The 1,513-nt window shown below is 46.5% G+C and carries 1 protein-coding gene and 1 pseudogene; both read right to left on the minus strand.

What is annotated here, in order from left to right; genetic code table 11:
* Positions 1–555, minus strand: a pseudogene (locus tag B3182_RS02865) (ammonium transporter); the annotation flags it as partial.
* A 9-nt stretch (positions 556–564) separates the two neighbouring features.
* Complete coding sequence (locus B3182_RS02870) at positions 565–903, minus strand: P-II family nitrogen regulator (RefSeq protein ID WP_292356040.1); 339 nt, start codon at positions 901–903, stop codon at positions 565–567.
* Between the last annotated feature and the right edge of the window lie 610 nt (positions 904–1,513).

A 1,513-nucleotide genomic window follows, 5' to 3' on the forward strand; every position in this document is an offset into this window, starting at 1 on the left:
GGCGGCGGCACCAGCCATATGCACGACGACTGAACCGGCAAAATCCTGGAAGCCCAGTTGATCGAGGAAACCACCACCCCATTTCCAATAACCTTCTACCGGATAGATAAAACCGACCATAAACACAGCAAAGATCAGGAAAGGCCACAAACGCATACGTTCAGCTACCGCACCAGAAACAATCGACATGGTTGCTGCAGCAAATACCGCCTGGAAGATAAAATCAGCCATCGCTGAGTAATATGGCGCACCTTCGCCACCGGCTAATACCGATTCAGGACTATTATCTTCACCGAGGAAGAAGTCCAGACCAGGAATCCACGAGTTTACTGGATCGGCGGGGTACATGATGTTGTAGCCGATAACAAAGTACACCAGACAGGCAATACCATATAAAAGAACATTTTTATTGAGAATTTCGACAGTATTCTTACTACGTACCAATCCCGATTCCAACATGGCAAACCCAGCTGCCATCAACATCACCAGCGCTGTACACATCAGGAAATAAAATGTGTCGAGCGCATAACTTACTTCAATTACAAGCGTATCCATTTTACTCTCCTAAATAGCTGCTTCACCGGTTTCACCCGTTCTGATACGAACAGCCGACTCCAGTGTTGAAACGAAAATTTTGCCATCACCGATTCTTCCGGATTTGGCGCTGGTAGAAATGGCTTCAATGGCTTTTGCCACATCATCATCACCCACCACTAATTCAAGTTTGATTTTTGGCTGAAAATTAATCGTATATTCTGCCCCCCGATACATCTCGTTATGGCCTTTTTGCCGGCCATAACCCTTAACCTCTGTCACGGTGAGGCCGGATATACCAATTTCCTGAATCCCGGCCCGCACCAGTTCGAGAGCATGTGGGCGAATGATCGCCGTTATCATCTTCATTTCTCGCTCCTGTTGATTAAAATTAAATTTAATTTACCCTGGCGAAACAATGAAAAATCCATGCCACGTATTTTTCCTATAATAGTCAGTGAGTTAAGAATAAATGTTAGATAGATGAAGAACAAACGCATCATTTTGGTGCAGCAGAAAAGTTAAAAATGCACTGGCAATGTGCACCTTTAAGTAAAGGAATTTTTATTCAGGATTCAAAGCAGGTTCTGTTATTAGGGCGTGTTGATCTTTCATCTCCGTTTCTGTTGTGAGCTGAAAAAGCGTCAATCAAGGCACGAGGAGCGCCTTTTGTGAGATACATCCATGTATCCCACCCCGTTGGGGCTTACGCTCAAAAACGTTTATCTCCATGGATGGAGTGTATGCAAAAGCAATGTCTGGAACATTGCTTGTCCCGGCGTTTTTGTAGTTGTTCTAAATAAGTGACGAGCAAAGCTTCCGCATCCTGCTCACGCCCCTGACCTAAATCCATGTAGGCCACGCAGACTGGCGCGCGCCTCCCTGGCGCGCCGGCATATGATGGGCAAGGATGCCCGAATGCCGCGTTAGCAGGGATAGCGATAGCGGCCTGTCCGTCCGTGGACATAAGTGGCGCTTT

Source organism: Methylophaga sp. UBA4204, from assembly GCF_002379485.1.
Taxonomy (GTDB): domain Bacteria; phylum Pseudomonadota; class Gammaproteobacteria; order Nitrosococcales; family Methylophagaceae; genus Methylophaga.